The organism is Pseudomonas sp. 30_B, from assembly GCF_017491605.1.
Taxonomy (GTDB): Bacteria; Pseudomonadota; Gammaproteobacteria; order Pseudomonadales; family Pseudomonadaceae; genus Pseudomonas.
Window position 1 is genome coordinate 1 of sequence record NZ_JAFGYY010000534.1, and the last position, 239, is coordinate 239.

Annotated in this window: 1 pseudogene; it reads right to left on the reverse strand. The window is 66.9% G+C overall.

The features are described from left to right. A pseudogene (locus J5M67_RS29375) lies at nucleotides 1-239 on the reverse strand (glutamine synthetase); the annotation flags it as partial.

Below are 239 nucleotides of genomic sequence, written 5' to 3' on the forward strand. Positions count from 1 at the left end.
CACGCGGCGGTTCTCCGGATTGGAGTCCGGCACGCGCAGGCCGACGGTGCGGTTCTCTTCGCCCCACTCCACGTTTACCGGCGCCGAGGTGTCGGGCAGGAAACGGCGGAACGAGTTGACGTTCGGGCAGAGGAAGGCCATCGACGCCGGCAGGGTCTCGAGCACACCGCCGATCGCGTGGCGCAACGCGGCGTTCTGCTCGGGATCCTCGCTGGTGAAGATGTTCTTGCCGTCCTTGT